The sequence below is a fragment of the Desulfonatronum zhilinae genome, assembly GCF_900182865.1.
Classification (GTDB): Bacteria; Desulfobacterota; Desulfovibrionia; order Desulfovibrionales; family Desulfonatronaceae; genus Desulfonatronum; species Desulfonatronum lacustre.
In genome coordinates this window covers 12,820-36,071 of sequence record NZ_FXUJ01000010.1, presented here as the reverse complement: position 1 = coordinate 36,071, position 23,252 = coordinate 12,820, and the positions used below count along the sequence as shown (strand labels likewise).

At 57.8% G+C, this 23,252-nt stretch carries 24 protein-coding genes; 1 reads left to right on the top strand and 23 read right to left on the bottom strand.

Annotated elements, in window-relative coordinates:
* Positions 1-119: 119 nt before the first annotated feature.
* From AC559A_RS09635 to AC559A_RS09530, 22 genes are all read right to left on the bottom strand, one after another.
* Positions 120-596 (bottom strand): pentapeptide repeat-containing protein, encoded by a 477-nt coding sequence (locus AC559A_RS09635; RefSeq protein WP_498817751.1) that lies wholly within the window; start codon positions 594-596, stop codon positions 120-122.
* A gap of 128 nt (positions 597-724) precedes the next feature.
* Positions 725-1,177: an Lcl C-terminal domain-containing protein gene (locus tag AC559A_RS09630; protein ID WP_498817750.1), complete on the bottom strand. Its 453-nt coding sequence runs from the start codon at positions 1,175-1,177 to the stop codon at positions 725-727.
* Between the two features lie 136 nt (positions 1,178-1,313).
* A complete protein-coding gene (locus AC559A_RS09625; protein WP_498817749.1) occupies positions 1,314-1,736 on the bottom strand; it encodes an Lcl C-terminal domain-containing protein in 423 nt (140 codons plus the stop codon).
* Between the two features lie 266 nt (positions 1,737-2,002).
* Positions 2,003-3,199, bottom strand: coding sequence for a hypothetical protein (locus AC559A_RS09620; protein ID WP_498817748.1), 1,197 nt, complete (start codon positions 3,197-3,199; stop codon positions 2,003-2,005).
* A gap of 361 nt (positions 3,200-3,560) precedes the next feature.
* Positions 3,561-4,427 (bottom strand): SDR family NAD(P)-dependent oxidoreductase, encoded by an 867-nt coding sequence (locus AC559A_RS09615; protein WP_498817747.1) that lies wholly within the window; start codon positions 4,425-4,427, stop codon positions 3,561-3,563.
* Positions 4,428-4,467: 40 nt separating this feature from the next.
* The gene (locus tag AC559A_RS09610) at positions 4,468-5,313 is read right to left on the bottom strand and encodes an acetoacetate decarboxylase family protein (protein WP_498817746.1); all 846 of its coding nucleotides are present in this window, start codon (positions 5,311-5,313) and stop codon (positions 4,468-4,470) included.
* A 24-nt stretch (positions 5,314-5,337) separates the two neighbouring features.
* Positions 5,338-7,263, bottom strand: a complete 1,926-nt coding sequence (locus AC559A_RS09605) for an oxidoreductase (protein WP_498817745.1) — start codon at positions 7,261-7,263, stop codon at positions 5,338-5,340.
* A 76-nt stretch (positions 7,264-7,339) separates the two neighbouring features.
* Entirely contained in the window at positions 7,340-8,539 is a 1,200-nt protein-coding gene (locus tag AC559A_RS09600; protein ID WP_498817744.1) for a helix-turn-helix domain-containing protein, read from the bottom strand.
* 608 nt (positions 8,540-9,147) lie between these two features.
* Positions 9,148-10,347: a LuxR C-terminal-related transcriptional regulator gene (locus tag AC559A_RS09595; protein ID WP_498817743.1), complete on the bottom strand. Its 1,200-nt coding sequence runs from the start codon at positions 10,345-10,347 to the stop codon at positions 9,148-9,150.
* Positions 10,348-10,725: 378 nt separating this feature from the next.
* Positions 10,726-11,196 carry a YybH family protein gene (locus AC559A_RS09590; protein WP_498817742.1) on the bottom strand — a complete coding sequence of 157 codons (471 nt, stop codon included), beginning with the start codon at positions 11,194-11,196 and terminating at the stop codon, positions 10,726-10,728.
* 42 nt (positions 11,197-11,238) lie between these two features.
* A complete protein-coding gene (locus AC559A_RS09585) occupies positions 11,239-13,248 on the bottom strand; it encodes an alkyl/aryl-sulfatase (protein WP_498817741.1) in 2,010 nt (669 codons plus the stop codon).
* Positions 13,249-13,330: 82 nt separating this feature from the next.
* Positions 13,331-13,795 (bottom strand): hypothetical protein, encoded by a 465-nt coding sequence (locus AC559A_RS09580; RefSeq protein WP_498817740.1) that lies wholly within the window; start codon positions 13,793-13,795, stop codon positions 13,331-13,333.
* 361 nt (positions 13,796-14,156) lie between these two features.
* Complete coding sequence (locus AC559A_RS09575) at positions 14,157-14,462, bottom strand: hypothetical protein (RefSeq protein WP_498817739.1); 306 nt, start codon at positions 14,460-14,462, stop codon at positions 14,157-14,159.
* Positions 14,463-14,827: 365 nt separating this feature from the next.
* Positions 14,828-15,190 (bottom strand): hypothetical protein, encoded by a 363-nt coding sequence (locus tag AC559A_RS09570; RefSeq protein ID WP_498817738.1) that lies wholly within the window; start codon positions 15,188-15,190, stop codon positions 14,828-14,830.
* Between the two features lie 262 nt (positions 15,191-15,452).
* The gene (locus tag AC559A_RS09565; protein WP_498817737.1) at positions 15,453-15,794 is read right to left on the bottom strand and encodes a hypothetical protein; all 342 of its coding nucleotides are present in this window, start codon (positions 15,792-15,794) and stop codon (positions 15,453-15,455) included.
* 153 nt (positions 15,795-15,947) lie between these two features.
* The gene (locus AC559A_RS09560; protein WP_498817736.1) at positions 15,948-16,322 is read right to left on the bottom strand and encodes a hypothetical protein; all 375 of its coding nucleotides are present in this window, start codon (positions 16,320-16,322) and stop codon (positions 15,948-15,950) included.
* A gap of 79 nt (positions 16,323-16,401) precedes the next feature.
* The gene (locus tag AC559A_RS09555; protein WP_498817735.1) at positions 16,402-16,665 is read right to left on the bottom strand and encodes a hypothetical protein; all 264 of its coding nucleotides are present in this window, start codon (positions 16,663-16,665) and stop codon (positions 16,402-16,404) included.
* A gap of 179 nt (positions 16,666-16,844) precedes the next feature.
* Positions 16,845-17,963 carry an ATP-binding protein gene (locus AC559A_RS09550; RefSeq protein ID WP_498817734.1) on the bottom strand — a complete coding sequence of 373 codons (1,119 nt, stop codon included), beginning with the start codon at positions 17,961-17,963 and terminating at the stop codon, positions 16,845-16,847.
* Between the two features lie 699 nt (positions 17,964-18,662).
* On the bottom strand, positions 18,663-19,049 hold the full coding sequence (locus AC559A_RS09545; RefSeq protein WP_498817733.1) for a pentapeptide repeat-containing protein: 387 nt from the start codon (positions 19,047-19,049) through the stop codon (positions 18,663-18,665).
* Positions 19,050-19,106: 57 nt separating this feature from the next.
* Positions 19,107-19,457, bottom strand: a complete 351-nt coding sequence (locus tag AC559A_RS09540) for a saposin domain-containing protein (RefSeq protein ID WP_498817732.1) — start codon at positions 19,455-19,457, stop codon at positions 19,107-19,109.
* A gap of 35 nt (positions 19,458-19,492) precedes the next feature.
* Entirely contained in the window at positions 19,493-19,987 is a 495-nt protein-coding gene (locus AC559A_RS09535; RefSeq protein ID WP_498817731.1) for an Lcl C-terminal domain-containing protein, read from the bottom strand.
* 211 nt (positions 19,988-20,198) lie between these two features.
* Complete coding sequence (locus tag AC559A_RS09530) at positions 20,199-20,321, bottom strand: hypothetical protein (RefSeq protein ID WP_498817730.1); 123 nt, start codon at positions 20,319-20,321, stop codon at positions 20,199-20,201.
* Between the two features lie 169 nt (positions 20,322-20,490).
* On the opposite strand from AC559A_RS09530, the gene AC559A_RS09525 reads away from it, so the two are divergent.
* Positions 20,491-22,134: a GNAT family N-acetyltransferase gene (locus AC559A_RS09525; protein WP_498817729.1), complete on the top strand. Its 1,644-nt coding sequence runs from the start codon at positions 20,491-20,493 to the stop codon at positions 22,132-22,134.
* Here the strand turns inward: AC559A_RS09525 and AC559A_RS09520 are convergent.
* Positions 22,131-23,234: an AbrB family transcriptional regulator gene (locus AC559A_RS09520; protein ID WP_498817728.1), complete on the bottom strand. Its 1,104-nt coding sequence runs from the start codon at positions 23,232-23,234 to the stop codon at positions 22,131-22,133. The genes AC559A_RS09525 and AC559A_RS09520 overlap by 4 nt on opposite strands.
* Positions 23,235-23,252: the final 18 nt, after the last annotated feature.

Genomic DNA, 23,252 nt, shown 5'->3' with positions numbered 1-23,252 from the left:
CAACTCTCCTTTCCTGATGATTGATGGTGCATTCCCCGACCCGCCCGGCAGTCGTTTCACGGAAGGCGGCTGCCTCACGTTCAATAACAATGAGGCCCCACCCTCCCTTCGGGACATTCTTATCTGCACTCCCCGATGGACCCTTGGGCGCATGTCCTGCCGTCGGTCCATGTTGCCCCGGACAGATCGGCCTGGGCCAGGTTGGTCCCGTCCAGTTTAGCTTCGGACAGGTTGGCCTCGACCAGGTCAGCCCCGTACAGGTTGGCCGCTTCCAGATCGGCTCCGTGCAGGTTGGCTTTGGCCAGGTTGGCTTTGTGCAGGTTAGACCTGGACAGGTCTGCCCCAGACAGGTCGGCCCCGGACAAATCAGCCTTGTGCAGGTTGGCCCTGGACAGATTGGTCCCGGGCAGCTCGGCGCCGGACAGCTCGGCCTTGTGCAGGTTGGTCCGGGATAGATTGCAGCCAGGGCAGGCATTTGTCTGTCGCAGCTTGTCCATGTCCGCTCGATCATACGCCCCGGCCAGGGCCATGCCCAGCAGGCAGAGCATGAAGGTCAGGGCCGCTGTGGGGAAAATTTTTCTCCACATTTTCCTCATGATTTTTCCTCATTGGTTGGGTTGAGAGTTGATGGTTCCAAAACAAATTAATGACGAGAAAGGGGCTGCCGCCCCTTGCACCCCCGCCAAGAACCGAATTACCCAAATAATCCAAGCTCCAAATCACCTCACTGTCCGGCGCGGACCGGCCACACGTGGTTGGTGTAGGACTTGAGGTAGGTGTCCACGAAGCCGTGGAGCATGTTCACGACCCACGCGTTGTCCGTGTTGTCCGCGCTGGTCGTGCTGGACCAGTAGTTGCACGACTGGACCCCGGTAAAGGGATGTTCGCCTTGAATTGCATGGTATAAAGCCACAAGCTCATCCCTGCTCGGCAGCCGCCATCCGCCAATTCCGGAAACGCTGAAAGAGCTGCATCTGGACATGGCGTCATCCCAATTCAACCAGCCGAACGGGTTGGCATCCTTGGTCCACATCAGCCCCGTCACCGTGTCCGTCACCGTCCCGTTCCCATTGTCCGTGAACCGCTGGGCCTGGGCTTCCCCGGACATGACCATCCAGGTCAGGCAGAGCATGAAGGCCAGGGCCGCTGTTGTGAAAATCTTGCTCCACATTTTCATGACGTTCCTCCTTGGTTGGGTTGAATAATCTTCACAAGCTGAATGTTTTCAGCATTCTGCTTTGGCAGGATGAGGCTTCCTTTGCGACAACCCCATCCTGCCAAAGGGTCAAATCACCGAAGAATCAAGTCAACGATCACTGTCCGGCACGCACGGCACGCACGTAATAGCTATCCGACTTATGGAGGATGCTCATGCCGAGGTAGAAGTCCACGAGCCACGCTAAGTCCGTATCGTAGGCGTCGGTAGTAGACGACCAGTAACGGGTCGGCTGTACTTGCATCATGGATTTACAGGGAGAATCGTACAGTCCCGTCAATTCATCCTTGCTCGGCAACCACCAGCCGGAGTGACCGCCCAAAGAGAGATTGTTGGCATAGCTCATGGCTGCATCCCAATTCATGGGGCCAGCCGTTGCCTGCTGCCACATCAGGCGGGTCCATTTGTCCGTAACGGTTCCATCCCCGTTGTCCACGCATCTGTCGTCGGCAAATGCGTTACCGGATACGACCAGGCAGAGCATTACCGCCATAACTGCAACCGCGAGAAGCTTCTTCATGATCATTTCTCCTGTTAAGGTTGAACTGTAATGGTTTTGCATCTCTTTTAGCATGATCCATGCCATGATAAAAATGACACAATTTCAGTATATTGAAAAAAACGCCAACCACATCTCACTGGAAGTTTGCGCCCATTTTGTTGGCACTGCCAACAATCCTGGCGATAGACTTTTTTCGGCTTGCCTGACACCTGCCTGTCCAAAGCGCATAAAGGGCCGTTTCTGCCTTCGCGGTTCGAGATCAAGACCTGATTCGACATTGTCAGCTATTCCCGGGCCTCGGCCTTGATCCTGTCGATCCGAACCAGAATCCGCAGCAGGTACAAAAGGACGAATCCGTTGGAAGCGAGAACAATGCCGACGATCAGGGCGGAAATCATGTTCGAGACAAGCATGGATGTGCCGAAAAGCATTGCCAACAAACCCAACGTCAGTTGCGCCGCGAAAAACCTGACCAGGATAGGGGGCACGGGCTCTCGCGGCGTGTCCGGTTTTTTGAACAACGCGATGCACACTCTTGCGATTGTCGCCGCGCCTCCACAGATATTCAGCACGCCCACGAGCAGCGTGAGCTGGAAAATCAAAAATCCCGGAATGATGCAAGACACCGTCCCGAGGAACGCAACCACCAGGCCCAGAAGAAACATCAGCCAGGTCCGCGGAAAAGGGCCGATGGGCGTGTTGCCCAGCACCATCATCTGGAGGGCGAAGAGCAGCAGTAAGAGTCCCAACTGCGCGCCAGGAGCAAAAGGAAGCAGGCCCAGACTCACGGGTATCAGCAGCAGGCCCAGAAGCACCATGAAAATACAGAGCAAGAGGATCATGGCCTTGTCGGTGGACAGCTTTCCCTCTCCCCCGGCGGATGCCTGGGCCTCGGGATACATGCGATAGACCTTTACCAGTACGCCGGAAAGGTAGATGAGCGATAATCCGAACAATATGACGACAACGGCGGTCATGTTCGGGGCAAGGGCGCCGGGGAGCAGGACGACCAGGCCGATCATCATGGACAAGGCATACACCGCCGCGCATCCCAGGATCAGATGGTGAAAGACACCCCCGAGCGGTTTCCAGGCCCGGTATTTGTCCTTGGCAACAAAGAGTTGCGCAAGAAGGGAAAGACCACCCAGGCCGAAGCAGATAAACAGCAGAATCCGGGGCGCCTGGCCCAGAATCCCCGGAATAAAGCAGGAGATAATCCCCAGGGCCGCGATGAGCAGGCCGATTGCAAGCAGCGGCTTTGAGCGCCGTGCATCGCCGAAGGGGGTTCTTCCCAAGACAATGATCTGCAAGGCGAAAAGAACCAGAAACAGGCCGTACAGACCGTTTTCATAGTATGGCAACAGCCCTTGCTGGACGGGGAAAAGCAGGATGCCCGCCAGCAAGGCGATCAAACCCGCCGTGATCAGGATGACCACGTCAAACGGAAGAGCTGCTTCAGAGAGTAATCCGGTTTTTTTCATGGTGTGTCGTCCTTGCAAGAGCTTGGGAGTTTGGTGCAAGAATGAAGCTTTGCACCAAACTCGGTGATAGTTGAGAGGTGAAAGGTGAGTAACTGTTCAGTACTTTTTGTGTCCGCTCTTGCTCCGGCAATCGGGGTCGGTATCGGAGTCGTACCATGAAGAATGTAGAACGCATCCCAGCGTTTTCGATCCCGATTCCGATCCCGATTCCGACCCCGGCAACAGCATTACTTTGTGCTGAGTCGTTACAAAGGTGATTTAAAAATGAGGCCACCGCCATAATGAAAAAGTCCTTATCCGGCAGTCCGTTCAAAAACCCCAAGTACTGCGTCACTGCAATTGGAAGTTTTTGAAGGGACTGCTAAAACGCCAAACTGCCTTTTCTCCGCTCACGCGCCACGTTGAGCAAGTACTCGTCCATGCCTTTCTCGCGATCGGCATGGAAGCAGTGCTTCGCCCCGTCCAGGTCGGAGTCGTCCCCAAAGATGAGGCGCTGGTTGCGGGCAGCCCCCTGGAGGATGCGCCGCGCGGACTGTTGCGGTGTCTGCGCTCCGGCGGGCGCCTTCATGTTTAATTCGGACCAGATGTCCGTGGCCGTGGTCCCGGGCGTGGCGGAGGAGATCTTGATATTGTCGTCCCAGTATTCCGTGCGCAGCGAGAGCGTCAGGCCGTTGAGCGCGGCTTTTGTCGCGGAGTATATGCTCTGGTAGGCCATGGGCGAGAAGACGATGCCGGAAATAATATTCAGGATCTGGCCTCCGCCTTGTTTCTGCATGATGGGGATGGCCGCGCGGCAGCCGTACAGCGCGCCGTAAAAGTTGAGCGCGAAGCCCTTTTCCCAGTCCTCGTTGGTCTGTGCCGGGGCGCTTGGGTTTTCCCCGGGCACGGCGTCGGGTGCGGCGGGCTGAGTAAAGCACCCCAAAAACCCGGCCCCGGCGTTGTTGATCAGCAGGTCAACGCGGCCGTTGAAGAACTCCGCGGCCTCGGCGATCATGTCCACGACGGCCTGCTCCATGGTCACGTTGCAGACCACGCTCTTCACCTTGCCGGGGTGTTTTGCCGAGAGCCGCTCGGTCTGAGTTTTCAGTTTGTCGGCATTGATGTCCGCGAGAACGACCTTTTTCGCGCCGGAGTCCAGCAGTTCCTCGATCAGGGCCAGCCCGATGCCCGCGGCCGCACCGGTGACAATGGCGGTTTTGCCGCGAAAGGAGTCATTGTAGTTTTCCATCCGAGTTTCTCCTTGGGGTTTTCAGGTTGGTTTCACGGCCCTATTCGTACCACTGGTGCGGATGCTCAAAGGTGCAGCGGTCGTAACGGCCCGGAAGGAGCAGGCTCATGGCCGAAGGAATTTGCTCCTTGGGATAGTCGTAGATGGGGGTGAGTCCGTCGACCCAGTTGTCGCTGACCATCCATCCCGCGCCGAGGATTTTTTTGATCGGCAGTTCGCCCCAGCGATCATCCGGGGAAGAGACCAGTTTGCAGTCGGCCGTGGCCGGTTCCCAGGAGTAATACCGGGACGGACTGCTGTAATAGAGCATCTTCAGGTTCACGAGTTCGGACGACCCCATCTGGAGCATGTGCTGCATGCAGCCGCCTCCTGTTATGACGGGCTTGTCCGGTGAGCAGCCTTCGGGCTGCTGACGAAAAGAGGGATCATTGTACGCGCCGATGGCAACCCGCACGTCAAGCAGACGCACCCCGTTGCGCTCGATGAAGCAATGTCCTTCGTCGCCCGAGCGTTGGACAACGATGCGCTCGCAGAGTTTTTTGGGCAGTCCGGCTGTTTCCCGGCCGATAAACGCACCCATCATCGCCCCTGGGCCACTGAGCATCAGGCCGAGAAAATAAATCCCGACATGCCGGCCGTAGCGGGCCAAAATGCCGATGCCGCCTTCCATGTACCACGGGGCGAACGTGGGGTCCCTGATGTTGACGATGTAGGCGTACGCCAAGGGATTCGAAGCGTCGTGCAGTTCCAGGGGCTGGGGCAGCAGTTCGCGGGCCTTTTGAGGGTCGGGTGTCGCATACAGCACGATGCCGTACTGGTTGTTCATCGCGCAGCCGTCCATGAAGGTCTTGAGCTTTTCCTCGGGAATCAGGTAGCCTTTGTTCATCGTGCACACTCCTTTTCGCTGGTTTCAAGGTTCAAAGGTAAACGCCCTGCCTCTGGCGTCCTGCGTGGCCTCCAGTATCCGGCCGCCTTTTCGCGCATCGCCCACGACGCACACATTGGGGCAGGCCGCTTTGAACTCGTCCACAAGAGCCTTGCGCGGCGACACTCCCATGGCCAGGATCACGTGGTCCGCCCGCACGAATACCGTTTCTCCATCCGTCAACCTGCTCAGTTCCACGCCGTCCGGCGCGACGCGTTCCAGCCTGTGCCTGGTGAGGATTGTCGGGTTATGGGGGGTGATGCGGCTCATGGCGTCCTGCACGATCAAGGGGAACATGCCGGGGCCCAGTTCGCCGAGCATTTCCACCAGCGTCAATCGGCAGCCGTTCATGGCCAGCATTTCCGCGGCTTCCAGCCCTGTCATGCCCGAACCGATTACGACAACGCTTCCCGTGGGTTTGACCCGGCCCAGCAGCACGTCCTCGGCAACGCACACGCATTTTTCATCAATGCCCGGCAGGGATGGGATCAGAGGTGTTGCCCCGCAGGCGATAAAGACGCCGCAAGGGTTCAGCGCCTTCACGCCTTCGGGGTCAATCCGGGTATTGAGCCGCACCTCGATGCCCGCTTTTTGGACCTGTGCGATCAAGGCATCCACGTAGCGCGTGATCTTCTCTTTTCCGTATCCCTTGTCCGCCGTGTTCAGCGTGCCGCCGAGCCGTTGTTTGTCGTCAAGGACCACGGGGGCGAAGCCGCGCTCCTTCAGCGCAAGCGCCGCCTCTATGCCTGCCGGGCCTCCGCCCACGACCGCCACGACGCGCCCCCGGCCATTTTTGACCGGGCGGTCATATTCCCGCTCTCGCCCGGTCAGGGGATTCACCGCGCACCGCACGCGCTTGGCTTTCACGATTTCGCCGAAACAGCCCATGCACCCGATGCATGTGCGGATTTCGTCCTCTCTGCCGGAAAAGGCCTTGGCGCACCAATCAGGGTCGGCAAGGTGCCCGCGCCCCACGCCAACGAAATCGCAGACGCCTTGCTCCAGCAAAGCCTCCGCCGCCCCGGGCTCCTTGATGTTGCACACCGCGATCACCGGGATGGTGACGGCTGTTTTGACCGCCGCGGGCATGTACTTTTTCCATCCCTGTGCGTAGGTGCCGGGCTCCAAGGTGCCTGACGAATAGCAACTGACGTTGATGGCGTCGGCGCCGGCTTTTTCCAGGGCCGAGGCGATCCTGCTCGCCTCCTGAAGATCGATCCCTCCCGGAAGCGCCTCCTCGGCGTTGATGCGCACTGAGACGGGAAAATGCTTTCCGCAGCTTTGCCGGATTCCAGCCAGGATTTCCGTCACGAAGCGCATCCGGTTGTCAAAGGAGCCGCCGTACTTGTCCGTGCGAAAATTCATGGCCGGAGAGATAAACTCATTGATCAAATATCCGTGCGCGCCATGCAGTTCCACGCCGTCCGCTCCGGCCGACATTGCGATTTGAGCCGCGCCGACGAATTTTTGGACCAGTATCTCGCACTCCTCAAGGCTCAGCTCCCGGGGGACGCCTCCGCCGGTCAGCGGATTGGCCACGGGAGACGGGGCCACGGGCTGCTCGCCGGTCATGGCGGGGGATGCTTCCCGGCCGGGATGCTGGAGCTGAATGAATATCCTGGATTCGTACTTGTGGACCGCCTCCACAAGCCGCTGCAGATCACTGATGTCGGACGGCCTGTATGCCGCGAGCTGGCAGGGCTCTCCGATGCCCGCGCCGTCCTGGATCCGCGTAATTTCCGTAATGATCAGCCCGACACCGCCTTTTGCCCGGGCCTCGTAAAACGCGATGATGTCCTCGGTCACGCCGCCGTGGGGCGCGCCCAGGTTCGCCCCCATGGCAGGCATCACAACCCGGTTGGCAAGTGTCAGCCGCCCGATTTTGGCTTCCTGTCGCAGTCGGTTGTACATTCCAATCTCCCTTTGTGAATGAAGTTGCTCTCCAAGCCGGATGTGTTGGGAAAAACGTATATTCCGCTGTAATGTCTCAGATTTTTGATTTGTTCCTGGCGCACCAGTTGACGAATTTCACGATGTCCCGGCTGCGTTTGACTCCCAGCTTCTCCCGGATGATTTGCAGGGAGTAGTTGATGCCGGCAGGTGTGGTATTCATCAGCGTGGCGATCTCCTTGTGGGTCTTGCCGTCCACGAGGTATTGGGAAATCGCGTATTCTCCGGGGGTCAACCGCGTGGTCATGCGGCTTTTGAGAATCCGGTTGCGTACCTCGGTCCACCCGATGAAGGCTTCTTTCCACCCCTTGATGATTTCCGTGCGAACCCACGGGAAGCGCTCGCGGGCAACATCTTCGAACATTCCCCGCATCGTACCCAGATGCTCGGAAAAGGGCGCGACAAGACCGTACGGGAGCGCGCATTCAAGCGCCTGTTCGATCAGTTCCCGGGCGCGCTGCCTGTCGCCCATGGCCACGCAGGCGCTGACGCCCATGATCCGAAGGTAGAGTTCCGGGATGGTGAAGCCCTGCTCCGGGACCAATGCCAGCACGGTTTCCGTCACTCCGAGCATGCGTTCCTGCTGGCGGATGCTGTTCAGGTACAGAGCGTACAGGTAGAGCGCGAAGGGCCTGACGTCCTCGGAGAACCTCGTCACGTCGCCGTTGTTCAACCATTCCGGGCAGTGGTCCGCCGTATATACGCCGGCGTAAACCACGGCTTCGGCAAGATCGATGTGGTTTTGCGCTGACGGGCAGCCCGCGTACTCTTCGCGCCGGACCTTCAGCGCTTCCATGCCCTGGCGCAGGGTGTGTTCATCTCCCGTGCGGATGGCGGCGATATTGCTCATGTGGATGGCGGTCAGGCGGAACGGGCTGGTTTCCGGCATTTGAGCGAACAGACCCATGCTTTTTTGGTTTTCTCCCTGAAAAAAGGCCAGTTCCGCGAAAAACTCGCGCCGATGCTCGTTGTCCGGCAGGGACGCGGCGATATTTTCCACGCTTTGACCGTCAAAGCGCAGGTTGTCCAAAAGAAACAGGCCGGGGTAGAGCGGTTCGGGCTGTGTCGTCTCCGCCTTTGCGCGGTTGTCGAGCGGCTTTTGGGCATCCGCGGGGATCATCCACGCGCGCCCGTATTTTTTCGCGCCAGCAATTTTCCCCGATGCGCAATACCGCTGCACCACGCGGGGATCCACGCGCCATCGCGCCGCTGCTTCGCTTACGGATAGGCAATCCATGTTCGGGCTCCTCTGCCTCGGGTATTATTGTTGGTCGGAGTAGAGCTGGTAATGCCATTTCTCATTCAAAGCTTCCCTTTCGGAATCGGCATCGGAATCGGTATCGGAATCGGGGTCGAATTGAGATTATGTCACCTTCCAAACCGAATGTTTTGAGGGCGAGCATAGTGCTTATTCAAAAAAAAACACTGTGTTTTTTGAGGGTATTTTCAGAGGTTTTTGAACGGTTTTTCAGCGCCTGAGGGACTGGATTCCGTGTATTTTCGAGTCTGCTTGATGTCTGGCAAGTCTAAAAAAATATGTGATAACAAATAATTGCGAGAGGAGGGCGCAGGCCGCGATGAGCTTGACGCGCTCATAAAAGGGATGTCGGATAAGCGACAGAAAGGGGAAGGGTGGGAAAGGAAATGCTGGGATGCTGGGATGCTGGGATGCTGGAATGCTGGGATGTTTACCCCGTGAAACAACGCGCAGCGTTCCTGCGAAGCAGGGTTCCACCGGGGCTGGGATGGTGGAATGCCCTGCGCGTATCTTCTTTGTGGATTGGTGCGGGGGGATGAAAGGATGGGAGAGTGTAGGGCTGTTTGCTCGCTCTTAGTTTGGCTTTCTCAGGTTTTCGGGTTGTTCTCAGCGCACCAGTTGACGTATTTCGGGATATCCCTGCTGCGCTTGACGCCCAGCTTCTCGCGGATGATCTGCAGGGAATAGTTGACGCCGGCAAGGGTGGTGTTCATCAGCCTGGCGATCTCCTTGCAGCTTTTGCCGTCCATGAGGTACTGGGAAATCGCGTATTCTCTGGAGGTCAGCAACGTGGTTATATCGCTTTTAAGAATGCGGTTGTGTATCTCGGTCCATCCGTTGAAGACTTCCTTCCATCCCTTGAGGATCTGCTTATGAGCCTGGGGGAAACGCTCGCGGGAAATCTCCTCGAGCACCCCCCGCATCGTGCCCAGATGCTCGGAAAAGGGCGCGACAAGACCGTACGGGAGCGCGAGCTCAAGCGCCTGCTCGATCAGCTCCCGGGCGCGCCGTCTGTTGTCCAGGATGACGTACGCGTTGACGCGCATGATCCGCAGATAGAGTTCCGCGACCGTGAAGCCGTGCTTCGGCGCCATTGCCAGCGCGGTTTCCGTTACTCCGAGCATGCGTGACTGCTGGCGGGTGCTGTTCAGGTACAGGGCGTAGAGGTAGAGCGCGAATGGTCTGACGCCTATTGGAAACCGCACTACATCGCCGTTTTTCAACCACTTTGGGCAATGATTCGCCGCGTACACGCTGGCGTAAACCACGGCTTCGGCGAGGTCGATGCAGTTCAGGGCGGATCGGCAGCCCGCATACTCATCGCGCCGACGCTTCAACGCATCCATGCCCCGGCGCAGGGCGATGTAGTCGGCCTTGCGGATGGCTGCGATATTTCTCACATAGATGCCGGTCAGGCGGAACGGGCTGCTCTCCGGCATGTGAGCGAACAGCTCCATGCTCTTTTGGGTTTCCCCCTGAAGGAAGGCCAGTTCCGCGAAGAATTCGCGCCGGTATTCGTCGTCGGGCAGGTCCGCGGCGATTTCCTCCACGCTTCGCCCGTCAAAGCGCAGACTTTCCAGAAGAAACAGGCCGGGGTAGATGGGCTCGGCCTGCGTTTCCAGCGCATATACTCGGTTGTCGAGAGGCTTTTCAGCCTCCGCGGGCATCATCCATGCGCGCCCGTATTTTTTCGCGCCCGATATTCTCCCGGACGCGCAGTACCGCTGCACCACCCGGGGGGCGACGCCCCATCGCGCCGCGGCCTGGTTTATGGAAATCCAATCCATGCGAGGACTCCTTGGCCTCGGATTATAGTACTGGAGTCAAGACTTGTTCCTTGACCCATTATGTTTTTGAACCGGACAAGACGCGAAGCCGTCTCTTCAGCCCTTGCCGCCTCCGGCACGATTGCGAACGACAGGCAACACAGTAGAGCCGCGAGAGCCCGGAACATCGCCGAGGAAAGGATCGAGAAGATCGGGACGGCGGGTCGATGAACGTGCCGGGGGCCACGCCGGGCAACGTCGCTTCGTTTCAGGGCGTGGGCCCGGATTGTAAGGCTTGAGAAAACGTTCATGGCGAATATTCCGGGTATGGTTCAGGCGGGAATTGAGTGAAAAGCATCCATTGGCAAGCCAGCTGCCTGAAACGTATACTGCCGATTGCTACTCGTCAGCAACCTCGTTCCAGATGTCATACGCCACTTTCCATGCGCCGTCCTGCTGTTTTCGCAGGATCCACAGGTAGTTGCCCGCGTAGGTCTGCTCTTCCCGGTTCAGGCGGTCGGCGTCGAGCCTGGAAAAGGTCGAGTGCAGCACGGCCCAGTCGCCCATCAACTGGATCGCGCCGGGATGCAGGGTGATGACCGTTCTTTTGTCCGCGAAACGATTGACGTAAAAGGCCTTGATGGCCTCTCTCCCGAGAATGGCTGGCTGGCCGGGCGGCGCCCAGACGGCGTCTTTGTCCAACAGATCCGCCAGGGCCAATGCGTCGGACGCCATGGAGGCGGCATTGAAGTTCATTCGGACCGCGTCGATGGCCTCCAGGTTGTCCATCGCAACAGACCGGGTACTCAGGCCCAGCAACAAAAATACGGCCAGAATCGAGGTTGCAAGCGACATTTTGAGATACAGCATGATCGTTCTCCTTATGAGGCACGGTCAGGTTGACAGGCCGAGTTACCTTTCCCCGGCAATGTTCCGAGGCGTGACGATGGGAAACAATGGTGGAAACGTATCCAGCAGGGACATGAATTCGGCAAAGGCCTCCGGATGTCCGGTAAAGACGAGCAGGCCCTGGTCCCGGGCTTCTTCCATGGTCATCTGACCCAGCATAATGGCGACCAAGGTGTTCTTGGTCAGAGCAAGGCCGACGTCCGGCGCGCCCAGGGGGCGGCCGTAGCTGAGTACCGCGTTTTCCACGGTCAGCCCGAAGGTTGCCTGGCTCCCCGGAGCCGTGCCGGTGAAGGTAATGTTCAGGCCAATGGCTTTGCCCATGGCCTTTGGTCCGTTAAGCCGCACGGCCAGGTAGTCGAAGAGCATGTTCGGCGTCATGGCCCGGAGCACGTCCGGATTGAACGTGCCGCTGCGTCCGGGAATGTTCGGAATGCCGTCGCGCAATTCCAGGGCGGCTTGCAGATATACGGAACGCCAGGGACCGGACTCGGCCTGGTAGCCCATCTGCTCGAAAGCGTCGGCCTGCAGATCCCTGGCCTCCTGGTTGTCCGGGTTGGCGAAGATGACGTGCTTCAGAACCTCGGCCACCCAGCGGTATTCCCCCCGCTCGAAGTCGGTCCGGGCACGGGCCAGGACAGCCGCCTCGCCCCCCATGTACTCGACGTACTTGCGGGCCGCCTGGACCGGCGGCAGGTTGTTCAGGTTGGCCGGATTGCCGTCGTACCAGCCCATATAGCGCTGATAGATGGCCCGGACATTGTGCCTGAGGGTTCCGTAATTGCCGCGGGTGGACCAGTTGCGTTCCAGCTCCTCGGGCAACTCCAGCATCTCGGCGATTTCCTCGCCGGTATAGCCCTTGTTCATCAGGTTGACGGTCTGGTCGTGCATGTATTTGTAGATATCACGGTGCTTCCTGAGCTTGTCCACGGCCCGGGCGTTGCCCCAGACCGGCCAGTGGTGGCTTTGGAAGACGACCTCCATTTCCGGGCCGAACAGCTCAATGGCCTCGTTGAGATACCAGGCCCAGCCCAGGGCATCCCGAACCTGGGCCCCGCGCAGGGTGAGGATGTTGTGCATGGTGGCGGTGATGTTTTCGGCCATCCACATGGCCTTCTGATCCGGAAACCAGGTGTTCATCTCCACCGGGGCCTCGGTGTCCGGGGTCATCTGGAAGACCATGCGCACCCCGTCGATGATCAGCTCCTCGCCCGTTGTTCCGATGGAAGTCGTGGGAAGAATCAGGCTTTGCGAACCGTTGGAGATGGTCATCCCCAGTCCGGACCCCACCCCGCCCCGGTCGTTGCGCGGCAGAAACGGCCCGAACATGTACATGGCCCGGCGGCTCATGGCATTGCCGACGATGACGTTCTCGCGGATCGCATGCTCCAGGAATCCTTCCGGGGCCACGATGGGAATCCGCGCCGCAGTGGCCTCGTCCACGATGCCGCGTACCCCGCCGTAGTGATCCACATGGGGGTGGCTGTAGATGATGCCGGTAATGGGACGTTCTCCCAGGTGGGCGGTGACCAGCTCCAGCGCGGCGCGGGCTGTTTCCGTGGTGACCAGGGGATCCATGATGATCCAGCCCGTGTCGCCCCGGATGAAGGTGATGTTGGAAATGTCGTAGCCCCGGACCTGATAGATGCGATCCGTGACCTGGAACAACCCGTAGAACATGTTCAGTTGGGAGATGCGCCACAGGCTTGGATTGACGGTGTCCGGAGCTTCGGCTTCCAGCGTGATGAACCGCTTGTAGCTCTCCAGGTCCCAGACCGGTTTTCCGGTGGCGTCCCGGATGGTCAACGTCTCCGGACGGCCAATGAACCCCCGTTGGGCGTCCTCAAAGTCCTGAGTGTCGGCAAAGGGGAGTTGTTGGTACACCAAGGCATTGGCCGCCCGAGTGGCCTCGGTGGCCGGCTTCGGAGGGACAAGCCCAAAAACAGGGCCGGACGCCTGGGCAACGCCCATGCCCATGGCCAACACCATCAAGAGGCATTTCCAGAAAGCTCGCATGCATTCTCCTTCGATCAGCGGCCAGGGACTTCTATCCGTCAAATGTCAACAAGGTCTGAACCATCCCCTGACGCCGCTCCGTTTACGGTCTTTGCAGTTGGAGAATCCTTGGCGCTAAAACCAGTTTTGAATCCGGCCCGCGCTGGGTGCCGGGGCGAATGTAGTTGCGTTGCACGACCTTGGCGTACCCGCAGGCCGCGCCGGAATTCGCCGGGCAGGGCGGAATCATGCTTTCGGTGATCGACAGGCAATGCCCTCCGGTCAGCGATTCCAGGCCGGAACATTTCCGCGTGATGTAGTAGACGTAGAACTTGTCGGCGCTCCTGACCTTGTCCGCGTATTCCCGGGCCGTGTCCTGGAGCTGGGAGTCGTTGATGTTCGCGACGCCTTTCTTCTGCATGGACTCGTTGATCGACACTCCCGTGTAGGACGCGTTTCCGGTTCGCGTGCCCAACGTACCCACCACCGCGTAAACCTCTCCGTTGTCCAAAGGCAGGTTCGGCCCCATTTGATAGGTGGTGTCCTGGGTATCGCCGAGACAGCTCATGCCTTGACGGTCTTGGCTTTCTCGTGCCTACTCGTGGGCGACGGACGAGGATACCTCCGGCGGGGGCTCCGAACATGGGTTGCGGCAATAAGTCAGGCTGTTACGCAATTCCACATCCAACGTCGAAGAGCCGTTTATCTGAGTGTTGAAAAAGTCCTTATCCGGCAGTCCGTTCAAAAACCCCAAGTGCAAGGAGCAAAAAAAGTTCAAGGTCGAAGCGTATTTATTCATACGTGAGAGTTTGAACTTTTTGCAGCGACGCAGCAATTGGGAGTTTTTCAACGGACTGTTATTCCGGATCATCCTGGTTCCACGACCCAGCCTAGCCCATGGACAGGAACAAATTGCTCCATATTCCCAATCAAGGGCAAATATGCTCACCTTTTGCGCCACTGCCGCAATCTTTGGTTTTATAAATGCAGTTATTTCTGCACATATTATCGTTTTTGCAAGCATTCAAACATTCAATGTATTGCAATCGACAGCGCAAAACTACAGGCTCAAAAGCCTTTTCACAGCATTGCTTACAAACTGTTTCATCAAGTTCGACGCAGCCTTCGATACACCTGTTGTAGGCCCTTTCCAGTGCCGTTGATGCTGCGACAGGAGAAACAAAAAAAACAAAAACAATAGCACAGAAAACAAGATTCATCATCACAATTCGCATTACAATCTCCTTATTTTTTAAAAATTGTGCCATATTACGAACAATTCTTACCAAATAGAGATTTCTTCAAATTATCACTAAGCAAAACGTATCCTCTCAGCATTTTTTGTGTCCGCTCTTGCTCCAACAATCAGGATCGGTATCGGGGTCGGTTTTGGAATCGGAACAGGAAGAATTTAGAACGCTCCCCGGCGCTTTCGATTCCGATCCCTATTCCGACTCCGACCCAGTCAACAGCATTACTCTGTGATGAGTAGTTACGTATCGAAAAATATGGAAGGTATCTGTATCTATTCCACCACGAAGTCAGAATAGATACCAGGGAACGGTTCATCGATCAGGGTGAAGTGCCGCCATCATCATTGCTAATCGTTAATGCATTGCGGAAGGGAACTTCCGCTCATCTTCCCGCAGTTCCAGCCTGAATCCGGGTAATATCCGCACTGCGAGTTTCCTGAAGTTACCTGACCGATGACTCCGGGAGGAATATAGCTGGTGAGAGCGTCACGGGAGATGTCCCTTGTCACCGCGCCTTTGCTACCACCGGCAAAACCGTTTCCGCAGTTGCCATATGAGGGTACGAACAGAATCCAGTATTTAATACCTTTACACCTACAGGTATAATTCTCGTCAGCCAATGCAGGCGTGACCGCTGTCAAGACCAGGGCGCAGGCGATGATCAGCGCACAGGCAACTTTTTTCGAATCCGTTTTCCATATTGTACTCATGATCGTTCCTCTTTGTTTGGATGGTGAGATGCTGACTTGATAATGAATGTTCCATGCCTTGCAAAAAAAATACATAATTTAAAAATGTTAGAATAAAATGCCAACCAGTTAAAGCCGTGCTGTTTGAGGAGCTTGGTGCAAAAAGTGCTTTTTGCACCAAGCTGTGGTCAGTGGTGAGTGGTTAGTTTGCTAGTAAAAACAATATGTTGCCGGAAGTCCATAAGGCATTTTGTTTGGTCCAAAGGACTTTTTGCACTGACCTCTAAAATGGTACAATGCCGCTGGTCGTATCGCCGGCCCCCATGCCTTTCGTTTTCGTGCCAGGACCGGAATAGGTTACCCGTACCATGCCATTATGGATACCGACAGCATTTATCGTGTAACCATAGCTTTTTATACAGCCAGGAATTTCATAAACAATATCAATGGTCGGGCTGGGTATTGTGTTTCTGTATCCCCAGGCATTCAGGTTAGTTCTCATGCAGCTCATTCCGGAATCGGCATCGGCCTTTGGCACAGTGACCACGCAGAACAAGATAATTGAGGCAAAGAGGACGCCTGACACAAAACAAAAGATACCGTTAATCAGTTTTCTATCTCCCATCATTTCCTCCGGTTCAGTGGTTGAACCACCACTTCTGAATTGTTTGAATGCCCCGGGTAGCTCCCCAGGACTGAAACACGATGTCACGCCATGATGCTTTTCATTCGATCGCGAGGCGATGCCGGAGAATGTCTATCAAATATCGAAATGACTCTACCGGTCATCCTCATGACAAAACCTGCACTCTGATGTCTTCGTCATACCCGGCTGCGGGCCGCCGGCCTTCCAGTGCGGGCAGTCGAAATCCCGCGTGTCCTGCTTGAGGCAATCGTTCCTGGCCATCACGCATGCGTCGAGACAATCCATCTTCCCCGGAGGGCACAGGGCCTCGCACTGGTCCCGGTTCGCGTTGCAGGTCGCCAGGATGCTGCTGAACGTCTCGTTGCAGCAGTTGGTGCAGACGATCAGGTCGGGACAGCCGTGGATGCAGTCGATGTAGGTGCCCTGGGCGGCATGAAGGTTGGGGGTTGCCGTGAACAACAGGGCCAGGGCCGCTGTTCCGAAAAGCTTTCTCCACATTTTTCTCATGACGTTCCTCCGTATTTGGGTGTTGCTGGCATTATACTCTTTTAAGCACGATCCATGCCATAACAAAAATCAAATGATTTCAAGATATTATAAAAAAGCGCCAACCGTACCAGGCCGCACTGTTTGCGCCCATTTCGTTGGCGTTGCCAACATTGGTGGCGAAGCCGGCTGGTTCGGCCTGGGTTGCAACGACCAGGGCGGTCAGGCCGCTGCTGAACACTGTCTGGACCGCGGCCGAGAACGGGGACATGACGGTCAGCAGGGCGTAGCCCACCAGGATCGCGGGCTCCACCGGAAGGCCCAGGGGCTCGCAGATGATGGGCAGAAGCAGAACATGGGACACATGGCCAGGGCCCCGGTGGCGGCCACGGCGCTGAGGGCCGCGCCGAAGACGATGAACGCGTACCGGGCAAGTGTGAACTCCACCTGGGGGCCATTGCCACGATAGCGAAACTTCCAGTTTCTTCGCCAGAATCGCTTCAATATGTCCCAATCTCTATCAATGTACACATTATGGAGCAGTTACGTCCCCAAGGTTCGGAGGAAATCATACAATCGCACCAGTCTGAGTGGCTGGGAGTGATCTTCCAGGCGCAGGTCGGCCACCAACTGCACTCCGTCGATCTGATACTTTTCCTGAAAGTACTGCAATCCGGGAGACAAGGCCCTGCCGGTGCTTTTGACTTCCAGCATCAGTTCGGGGTGATTATCCTTTGTGATCAAAAAATCCACTTCCTTTCCGTCCCTGGTCCGCAGATAACGCAGTTCGCGAGTGATACCGTCCAGATCTTCCCGGCGGCAAAGATGCCTGTGCAGGGAAAGCGCCGCCAGGTTTTCCAACCGTGGTCCCTCGCCATTGACCAGAGGGATGTCGAAAAAATAGATTTTCGGCTGTTGCTTGATGGCCCGGGCAATGGCCCTGTGGTGCGGGTAGACCCGGAAGACGATGTACAGCGCCTCCAGAATTTCGATGTAATGCTTGACCGTGTTCGGAGACACTTCAAGATCTTCCGCCAGCCCCTGATAACTGATCGGCGAAGCCACCCGGTTGCGAAGCAGCTCCAGCAGCAGGTTCATGTCCTTCAGGCGGGTGATGTTCTCGAAGCTCAGGATGTCTTCGCGGATCAGACCGTCCAGGTACAGACGCCTCCATCGCCCGGCTTCGGCCTCATCCTCGGCCAGCCAGGGCTCGGGAAATCCTCCGTGAAGCAGAAACCGTTCCAGGTCCCCGGCCAGTCCGACGGCTTCCAGTTCCGCCGGGGTCAGCGGAAACAGTCGGTGGTGAAAATACCGTCCAGCCAGACTGTCCCCGGAGCGGCGAAAGATTTCCAGCCTGGCGCTCCCGGTGATCAACATGGCCATTTTTCCCGGCCGGGTGTCCCAAATACCCTTGAGATGGTTTTTCCATTGGGGCATTTTATGAATCTCGTCCAGGATCAGCAGATCCACCGTTCCCGCCCAGCCTTGCCCCAGAATGACCCGCCGATCCTGCTCATTGTCCCAGTTCAGATACAGGGGCTGGCTGAATCGGGACATGATGGCCTTGGCCAACCAGGTTTTCCCCGTCTGACGCGGCCCGGAAAGGAACACCATCTTCCGGGAAAGGTCTTGAACGATGGAGGAGTAAATTTCTCGTTTCATGGGCGGGGATCATGAGGCCCTTTGCTCAACCTGTCAAGACAATCACGCTGTCCATTGCGGATTTGCCACGACAAATCCGCAATGGACTTGCGTATTGCCTGGAGAGCGTGAAGGTCAGGGCCAGGGACCCCGCAGGTCATCGTGTTTGTCCTTGCAGTGACCATTAGTCGGAGACTATTCCCTGCAGACGTCATGAAAGCACTCATTCAAACATGCCCGTGCATCCTCACCACTCACCATATTGCGGCATTTCCATGTGCAGGCCTGACAGGGATTATCCTGAGGAACGGTGGTCGTACTCTTGGTCAGGACGGACTGGGGCTCGGAGCAAAACGGTTGGCACATTTCCTCGCATCTTTTCTGATCATTGATCGGTACCCTCCGGCAGACGTTATGACATTCGGCGCATTGGGTCGTGTCCAGGGGTGGGTTCTCGTTTTGCGCATGACTGGAGGTGATGGGCAGGCAAAGCAGGGCAGCCAATACGATTATTGCAAACAGGGATGTATTCAACTTGATCATGGTATGAATCCTTTATGGTTAGAGTTTGTGCAAAAAGTGCGTTTTGAACCAATCATGAGTTTCCTTTTCGGGTTGATTGTGGTGGCATCATCCGGAAAGGTGGACTGGAGAACGGTACTTCATTTTTCACGGCAAAACTCCAAAACCAGCCCTCCGAATCATAACGTCCACCATCTCTCACTTGCACTCGCCGATGGATCCTTCGGCGCAGCGCCTGCCGTCGGTCCAGGTGGTCCAGATCAGGTTTGTGTTGGTCAGAATGGCTCCGGAGAGGTTTGCACCGGTCAGATCGGCCTGATGCAGGTTTGCTCCGGTCAGATTGGCGCCGGACAGATTCGCCCCCTGCATCTGCGCCGCGTCCAGTTTGGCGCCCACCAGGCCGGCCCCGGACAGATCCTCGCCGTACAGCAAGGCCCCGGACAGGTCGCAGCCATTGCACTCCTTCGTCTCCAGCAACTTGTCCAGATCAGCCTGGTTCCACGCCCATGCCTGCCCGATTCCCAGCAGACAGACTACCGCCACCATTGCTGAAAGCATCAAAATCTTTATCGTCCACGTCTTCATGATGATTATCCTTTCCGTTTGGTCACGGAAGTGTTGAATGTTGATGTTGTCCGGCCATTAGAGCATGCCGTGCTCAATCCTCATGCAAATCTCTCTTGGGTACAATTTTTCAAGCAGCTTTTCGATCACCTGCATGCCATGAGAATCAGTTATTGTTCTGCATATGCAAGCGATTTCGGATGGAAGTTTTAGACATACATCGTAAAGAAGCTTAAGTTTTTCAGAATTCTTGTCGTTTTCCTTGATGATTACATTAAATCTATCGACAACAATCTCACAATGGTCTATGTTCCAGCATTCATTTTCCGTGAATTTTTCGGAAAATGCAGTACCTGGCATAACAAGCATTGTCAGGCAGAGAAGAATGGCCAAGACAATTTTTTTCTGAATAGTTTGAAAGGTATTCATTATAATGTTATCCTCCTCATTTTACTGTAAAATTACTAAAGTCTACGTACCGCACGAACATGGTAGTCATTTGTAATCACTTGCCACATGGAAACTTCTGAGAAATCTACGGCAAGCGCATAATTGTTGTCATATTCATAAAGAGAAGAAGACCAATACCAAGTCGGTTCCACGCTCATCATCTCCTTGCATGGCGAGATGTACAAACCAAGCAACGCATGCCTGTCCGGCAGATGCCATCCAGTATGTCCGCCCAATGCAAGACCGGATGCCTGGCTCTTGGCTTTCTTCCAGTTCTTGGGCTGGCCCTCCGTGCCCTTCTGCCACATCAGGCCGGCAACATTGTCCGTCACGGTCCCGTCCCCGTTGTCCACGCACTGCTGGGCCTGGGCTTCGCCGGACAGGGCCAGTCCGGTCAGGCAGAGCATGACCGCCATGGCGGCAACCGCGTAAAGCTTTTTCATGATTTTTTCTCCTATTAAGGTTGGACCATAGTGGCCTTGCATCTCTTTCAGCACGATCCATGCCATAAACAAAGCTGCACGAATCCAGCATGTTAGATGAAAGCGCCAACCGCTTAAAAACCGCACTGTTTGCGCCCATTCCGTTGGCACTGCCAGGATTCCTGGCGGGCCAAGGGATGCCGGGAAGCTTTTGGTGGCGTGTTCGGAGCGCAAGGGCAAGGAGGCTAATGGGCGAGGTTTCGCTCCTGGCTGCTGATATCAGGGTGGCAGGTCTGGATCAATGAGGGGGCACGGCCTGGGTTGGAGGCTGTCGGCGGCCTGCTGCGTTCGGGCGGGCATAAACCTTGACCCAGCGCTTCAGGTCCGCCATGTCGGAAAGCATCACTCCGGCCGCGTCCATGTGAACATCGTGATCAAAATTACCCTGAACGCCGGGGGAAGATTCTTGCCATAGTCGTGCCGTGGATATATTCGCAATCCGGATCGCCCGCTCGCCCGGTTCCTGGCAACGGGGCCGCCACAAATCCAACCTTGACCTTCAACACCAGCTTCCCACATCAGATCGAACCATGCGCACGACACCACATACACAGCTCAGAGTTCCGGCGGAGGGGCGTTTTCTTGCCCTTGTTCAAGGCCATGTCCGCGACGTGGCGCGCACCGTGGGCTTTCCGGCCAAGGACGTCCTGGCTCTGGAACTGGCGGCCGAGGAGGCCTTTCAGAACATCTGCGCCCATGCCTACCCGGACGGAACCCCGGGGGACATGCTCGTGAAGGGCGAACTGCTGGAAGGCGAGCTGCGTCTGGAGTTCATTGACGAAGGCCTGCCTTTTGACCCGGCGCTGCTCCAACGCCTGCCCAGGCGGGCGGAAAGCGAGACCGTCGGCCTGGGAATGAAGCTCATCCACCACGCCGTGGACGAGGTCCGGTGGGTGAACCGCGGTCGGCAAGGCAAGGCCTTGTGCCTGGTCAAACAGTTGCCCAGGGACGATACACCGGGAGGCGGGAGCGACGCTCCCTTTGCCCAACCCGCGGTTCACCTTGATTCCGCGACCCACGCGAATCAAGCCGCCATCCCCTCCCAGGCTTCTGAGAGATCGGAGGCATCGGAGGCCCCTGAACAGCCTCTTGAAATCCGTCCGCTCCAGCCCGAGGATGCGTTGCCCGTGGCCCGGTTGTTCTGGCTGACCTACGGATACTCCTACAAGAACGAGGCCTTTTACAGGCCCGAGGGACTTCTGGACCTGGTCGCCCGGGGCGTCCTCGTCAGCTACGTGGCCGTGAGCAGTGACGGTGAAGTCGTCGGTCATGCCGGGCTGTTGCGGCCCGAGCCCGTGCCCATGGCCGAGATGGCCCTGCTGGTGGTCTCTCCGGCGCACCGGGGGCGCGGCCTGATGAGCCGTTTTTTTTCCGCCCTGACGGATCGGGCCCGCAAGTCGGGCCTGTTCGGACTGGCCCTCAATCCGGTCACCAGCCATCCCGTCAGCCAACGCAACGCCATCAACATCGGCGGCCGACCCTGCGGCCTGGATCTCGCGGCCTGCCCGCCCCGTCAGTTCAAGGCCATGGGCCTGGAAGACGGCCCTCGCCACCGGGAGTCCTATCTGCACTGCTTTCTGTATTTGACGGGCCAGGCCCAGGGTCAAGCCCAGGGTCAGGCCCAGGGTCAGGCCCAGGGTTTGGCCCAGACCTTGGCATTTGTCCCGGAGCGGCACCGGCCCATCACCGAGCGCATCTACGAAAATCTGGGACGCCGTTTGAGACCGTTCCCTGACCCGGTGGAAACGGGCCGCGGGTCCAAGGAAAGCCCAGCGGAAAAACCGGGCGGCGTCTATACGGTGTCCTTTGATCGCGGACTGTTGAAGGGCGTGGTGCGGATTTCCGTGGCCGATGCGCGGCAATGGCCGGAAATCCTGCGGGCGGGCACGGATCTTCTGGACATTGCCGGGGCCGAGGTGGTGCATATCGATCTGCCGCTGGCCCAGCGAGCCACGGCAGTGCTTTGCGAATTGGCCGAGGCCGCGGGGTTCTTCTTCGCCGGGGTCTGGCCCCATGCGGCCCAGGACGGCGACATGCTGCGGCTCAGCCGATTAGCCGCTCCACTGGACATGAGCCTGCTGCGCCTGCACTCGGATTTCGCCAATGAGTTGGCGGAGTACGTGGGGGCGGAGATGGCCCGTGTTACGGGGATCAAGGGACAAGCGCATAGCTAGGTCCGAAGCGTGTCCGGGGCGTTGCCTGCGCTGACCCGGCAGATCAGCCGGGCCGTCAACGGCCCGGTAAGCACCACGGCGAACAGACGCAGGGTTTGCAGGGAGAGCACGAAGGCCACGTCGCAGCCGCTGTCCGCGGCGATGATCGCCACGACGTCCAGGCCGCCGGGGCTGGTGGCCAGGTAGGCGCTCAGCGGGTCCACGCCTGCCCAGACGGTCAGGGTCCAGGCCGCGACGCCGCACAGGGCCATCAACACGACGATGGCCAGCAGGATCTGGGGCATGGCCCGCAGGGCGTAGCGCAGGGTCTGGGGCGTGAACCGCAGGCCGATGTACCAGCCCAGGACGGCGTAGGCGCTCCAGAGCAGCCACGGCGGCAGGGTAATCTGCACCAGGCCCAGGGAGTTGAGCACCGCGCCCACTGCCATGGGCAGCAGCAACGCTCCACCTGGGATGCCCGTCCAACGACCGAGGACCACCCCCGCACCCACCAGGGCCAGAGTCTGCGCCAGGGGAACCAGAGGCGCGTCAAGGCCCGGCGACCAGTTCGGCGCGGGCAGATCCGCTGACTGTCCGCCCAGCCCGCCCAGCAGGACGTGCGCGACGGACGATGCCGTGAGCACCACCACGAAGATCCGCAGGTACTGCATGAAAGCCACCATGCGGATGTCCGCGCCGAAGGATTCGGCCATGGCCGTCATGGCCGCGGCCCCGCCCGGAGACGTGCCCCAGGCCGCGGTGGTTCCAGGCAACGAGCCGAAGCGCATCAACCCAAGCCCCACCACGGCCCCGAACACGATGACCTGAAAAATGGCCAGCAAAATGGCCGGCCAGTTCAGAGCCAGGGTGGCCAGCACGGACGGGGTCATGCTCATCGCCACCAGGCAGCCCACCACGGACTGGGCCCCGCCAAAAGCCCAGCGGGACAGCTTCAAATCCGCGCCGCCCAAGGCGAAAACCACCCCGGCCAGCAACGGGCCGAGCAAGGTGGCCGCCGGAAACGACGCCCACTGCAACCCCGCGGCCAACGCGGCGGATGCGGGGAACAGCGCGGTCCACAAGCCGATATTTCTGAAGAGGGACATCTCTTTCTTTGACATGCATCGCGCCCTGGCCAT

Coding starts and splice junctions, on each gene's coding strand:
- AC559A_RS09585 (WP_498817741.1), bottom strand. CDS start 13,248: ATGCGAGCTTTCTGGAAATGCCTCTTGATGGTGTTGGCCATGGGCATG.
- AC559A_RS09540 (WP_498817732.1), bottom strand. CDS start 19,457: ATGAATACCTTTCAAACTATTCAGAAAAAAATTGTCTTGGCCATTCTT.
- AC559A_RS09530 (WP_498817730.1), bottom strand. CDS start 20,321: ATGGACGCGGCCGGAGTGATGCTTTCCGACATGGCGGACCTGAAGCGC.
- AC559A_RS09520 (WP_498817728.1), bottom strand. CDS start 23,234: ATGTCAAAGAAAGAGATGTCCCTCTTCAGAAATATCGGCTTGTGGACC.
- AC559A_RS09545 (WP_498817733.1), bottom strand. CDS start 19,049: ATGAAGACGTGGACGATAAAGATTTTGATGCTTTCAGCAATGGTGGCG.
- AC559A_RS09570 (WP_498817738.1), bottom strand. CDS start 15,190: ATGAGTACAATATGGAAAACGGATTCGAAAAAAGTTGCCTGTGCGCTG.
- AC559A_RS09625 (WP_498817749.1), bottom strand. CDS start 1,736: ATGAAGAAGCTTCTCGCGGTTGCAGTTATGGCGGTAATGCTCTGCCTG.
- AC559A_RS09595 (WP_498817743.1), bottom strand. CDS start 10,347: ATGGATTGGATTTCCATAAACCAGGCCGCGGCGCGATGGGGCGTCGCC.
- AC559A_RS09600 (WP_498817744.1), bottom strand. CDS start 8,539: ATGGATTGCCTATCCGTAAGCGAAGCAGCGGCGCGATGGCGCGTGGAT.
- AC559A_RS09560 (WP_498817736.1), bottom strand. CDS start 16,322: ATGAGAAAAATGTGGAGAAAGCTTTTCGGAACAGCGGCCCTGGCCCTG.
- AC559A_RS09630 (WP_498817750.1), bottom strand. CDS start 1,177: ATGAAAATGTGGAGCAAGATTTTCACAACAGCGGCCCTGGCCTTCATG.
- AC559A_RS09620 (WP_498817748.1), bottom strand. CDS start 3,199: ATGAAAAAAACCGGATTACTCTCTGAAGCAGCTCTTCCGTTTGACGTG.
- AC559A_RS09580 (WP_498817740.1), bottom strand. CDS start 13,795: ATGAGCTGTCTCGGCGATACCCAGGACACCACCTATCAAATGGGGCCG.
- AC559A_RS09550 (WP_498817734.1), bottom strand. CDS start 17,963: ATGAAACGAGAAATTTACTCCTCCATCGTTCAAGACCTTTCCCGGAAG.
- AC559A_RS09575 (WP_498817739.1), bottom strand. CDS start 14,462: ATGCGAATTGTGATGATGAATCTTGTTTTCTGTGCTATTGTTTTTGTT.
- AC559A_RS09605 (WP_498817745.1), bottom strand. CDS start 7,263: ATGTACAACCGACTGCGACAGGAAGCCAAAATCGGGCGGCTGACACTT.
- AC559A_RS09565 (WP_498817737.1), bottom strand. CDS start 15,794: ATGGGAGATAGAAAACTGATTAACGGTATCTTTTGTTTTGTGTCAGGC.
- AC559A_RS09590 (WP_498817742.1), bottom strand. CDS start 11,196: ATGCTGTATCTCAAAATGTCGCTTGCAACCTCGATTCTGGCCGTATTT.
- AC559A_RS09610 (WP_498817746.1), bottom strand. CDS start 5,313: ATGAACAAAGGCTACCTGATTCCCGAGGAAAAGCTCAAGACCTTCATG.
- AC559A_RS09525 (WP_498817729.1), top strand. CDS start 20,491: ATGCGCACGACACCACATACACAGCTCAGAGTTCCGGCGGAGGGGCGT.
- AC559A_RS09535 (WP_498817731.1), bottom strand. CDS start 19,987: ATGGCATGGATCGTGCTGAAAGAGATGCAAGGCCACTATGGTCCAACC.
- AC559A_RS09615 (WP_498817747.1), bottom strand. CDS start 4,427: ATGGAAAACTACAATGACTCCTTTCGCGGCAAAACCGCCATTGTCACC.
- AC559A_RS09635 (WP_498817751.1), bottom strand. CDS start 596: ATGAGGAAAATGTGGAGAAAAATTTTCCCCACAGCGGCCCTGACCTTC.